Annotated in this window: 4 protein-coding genes; 1 reads left to right on the top strand and 3 read right to left on the bottom strand. The window is 41.0% G+C overall.

Annotated elements, in window-relative coordinates; all coding sequences use genetic code 11:
- Positions 1–1,369: TonB-dependent receptor (locus tag ACR2F3_RS08630; RefSeq protein ID WP_432709575.1), on the bottom strand; the 1,369-nt coding region annotated here is incomplete at its 3' end.
- 63 nt (positions 1,370–1,432) lie between these two features.
- Entirely contained in the window at positions 1,433–1,774 is a 342-nt protein-coding gene (locus ACR2F3_RS08625; RefSeq protein ID WP_432709574.1) for a hypothetical protein, read from the bottom strand.
- Positions 1,775–1,989: 215 nt separating this feature from the next.
- On the opposite strand from ACR2F3_RS08625, the gene ACR2F3_RS08620 reads away from it, so the two are divergent.
- Positions 1,990–2,385 (top strand): response regulator transcription factor, encoded by a 396-nt coding sequence (locus tag ACR2F3_RS08620; RefSeq protein WP_432709573.1) that lies wholly within the window; start codon positions 1,990–1,992, stop codon positions 2,383–2,385.
- On the opposite strand, the gene ACR2F3_RS08615 is transcribed toward ACR2F3_RS08620, so the two are convergent.
- Positions 2,382–3,033 (bottom strand): Ku protein (locus tag ACR2F3_RS08615; RefSeq protein WP_432709572.1); only part of this gene is annotated, 652 nt, incomplete at its 5' end. The genes ACR2F3_RS08620 and ACR2F3_RS08615 overlap by 4 nt on opposite strands.

The raw sequence follows: 3,033 nt of genomic DNA, 5'->3' as shown, positions 1-3,033 counted from the left end.
AGGCAGCATAGGCCTGCGAATCATAGTCCGGGATTAAAGCTTCCAGTCCTTTGGTATTATCGCTTCGCACAAATTCCCCGGAGGTACCCAATACAGGTGCCCAACCATTGGCAGGTTTAAAGGAATATTTAAAATCGTAAGTGTAGGTATGCATGTTTAACATTAGTTCCGGAACCTCATCAGCTGCTTCCAGCTCCTTGCGGTTATTTTTCTGGTACCCCAGCGTTGTTTTTAGACTACCCGAATTAAACAGAATGTTACTGTTCAGTGCCAGTTTAAAATGGCGCACGTCCTGTTTAGGGAATGCGAGGCTGCGGCTGGTCAGCTGGTCGTTGGTAAAGGTGTTTCCATCCTCATCTACAAATTGTCCGGCAGCATTAACCGCAGGTTCGTAAAAGCCTAAATTAGTACGGAAACTTGATACATCCAGGTGTGCATAACCCCAGTGTTTATTTAACCCCAGCTGCCCGTTGAAACTCGTTTCATTAAAACCAGAATTTGGTAAGTAGCCAGTTGGCGTTTTAAAAGAATGAGCATTTTTATACGATCCGCGGGCACGGTAAACAAAACCATTTTCGTTGCCTTGTAACATTAATGAACTTCCGATGAGGCCGCTGTTGGTGGCGTAATTGCTCAACAATTCTCCTTGGAGACTGCCTTCCGGGGCAGGAAGTGCATCAAGCACATTAATAACCCCGCCTAAAGCATCGGAACCGTAAAGTAAACTTGCCGGGCCTCTTAACACTTCCACACGGTCGGCACTGTACTGGTCGATCTCCAGTCCATGTTCATCGCCCCATTGCTGACCTTGTTGTTTCACACCGTTGTTTAATGTTAGTACCCTATTGCCACTTAGACCACGGATAACTGGCTTAGAGATGCCATTTCCAGTCGTAATTTGTGAAACCCCTGGTACACGAGATAAAGCATCAACCAGGTTAGTTGATGGATGTGCAAGCAACTCCGCTTTGCTCACGGTGCTTATTGAAGTACTGTTTTTACGACTGTTGGAACTGGTTGCCGTTCCGGTAATGACCACCTCACGACCTTCGATAACACTCTGTTTCAAGGAAAAGGTGCTGGTCTCAATGTTGGAAAAATCGACCATTCGGGTAAGCGTTTCATAACCCATATACCTGATCTGTATCAGAAAACTTCCCTGTCCGGGAATATTCTTAAGTGTAAACTCACCATCTGCATTAGTCACAGCGGCCACGCGTAAATCGGGAATAGAAATAACAGCGCCAGGTAAACCTTGCTGGGTTTCGGCATCGATTACCTTACCCTTAAATTGTATCAAAACGGTAGCGCTACTGCGTACCGATAGGAATAGGAATAGCATAGCTATTACCAATTGGAATTTTTTCATGTATGTGTGTAATATTGTATGGAGAAGTAAATAATACTTCTTTAGCAGACCTTAACGATAAAATTAAATGGCAGCTAATGGGGGGCCTCTAAGTGACGTGTGTACGAGTGCTGTGTAAGAACTGCGTAACGATGGGCTTACAATAATACGCGTTGTAGTGGTAATAAACACCTGTAAAGTGGCCGTAACGTTAACAAAATCTTTAACGAAGTGTGCCTTACAAATCAAACAGGTATCGACATGATTGCTTAAGTGAAGTTCATGGGTGCATGAATTTTCTACTTCATGATGTTCCACCACTCTGGGGTGATGGTGCAAAGCACTCCATGGCGTTAATGCTATGGAAAAAACCAGGAGCAATAACACGGATAACAGCCGGTTAAGATATTTGCGCTTTGTATTCAACACTACAAATTTACTTATAATAAAAGAATAAACTTCTTTAGTTACCTAACATATCCTTTACATTGCTATCTTTTGAACTCCAAATGATTAACTTGATTACCTTAATGACCCAGACCTGATAAAAATCATGGTGCAGTATTATTATGTTTATGAATTAATAAAAATTGATAAACGTTATTTAACTTTGTATATTCAAACGCTTAAAATAAATCACATTGACAAAAGGATCAAACTTATATAAGAATATATTAGTGATTGAAGATAATCATGCCATTCTGGATGTGATTACGTTGATTCTGCAAAGTGAATCATATAAGGTGACTGGTTTGCAGAGAAGTTCGGATATGTTAAAACATATTGACGAAGTTAAACCTGATTTAATTATTCTGGACATCATGTTACCTGATGGCGACGGCCGCACCATTCTGGAAGAATTGCGTCAGGCAGAACATACCATGGATATTCCTGTACTCATGATTTCTGCCCGTTACACAGAACAAAATATCCAGCACGGTGCTTACAAACCTAATGGATTTTTAGCTAAACCTTTTGATATCGATGAACTATTGGATCGGATAGAAGGCATCCTGGCGGGTAACACTTATTGTTAAGCACCTTTACCACCCAAACTTTGTAATAATTGGTCGTAAAGGTCGTCGCTTGCGGCGGCCCTTGGTTTAAGTTTTTTAACTGTTGCCCTTTTACCTTTGGCTTTTGCCTTGATAATCTTCAAAAGCTCCTTGGTGTACTCGTCCTTGAAACTTTCAATGTTAAATGGCGAAGTGTATTGTTTAATTAAAGCCATCCCTACATCCAGCTCCTTTTTGCTGATACTGCTCAGGTCTGGAACTTTAATATCCTCTGCACTGCGTATTTCCTCCTGAAACCGGATTTTGGTTACCGTGATCACTTCTCCTAAAGGATGAATGACGCACAAATTCTCAGTATTGCGCAAGACAAATCGGGCAACACCTGCTTTTTTAGACTGTATCAAAGCTTTTAACAATAACGCATAGGCTTTTTTACCCTGAGTTTCAGGTTCGGCATAATAGGAAGTCTCGTAATAAATTGGATTGATTTCATTGATATCAACGAAATTTTCCAACTCAATCATTTTGGTTTTCTCCGGACTGGCATCCGCAAAATCCTGTTCATCAAGAATCACATAGTTATCATTTAGTAGATAACCTTTTACAATCTTATCGTTAGACACCTCTTTTCGTGTGCTTTCATTAATCCGCTGAAATCTAATCCGGGAA

Source organism: Pedobacter sp., from assembly GCF_045627485.1.
GTDB lineage: Bacteria > Bacteroidota > Bacteroidia > Sphingobacteriales > Sphingobacteriaceae > Pedobacter.
Note: the sequence above shows the minus strand (reverse complement) of the source record. Positions and strands in the feature narration are given on the sequence as shown.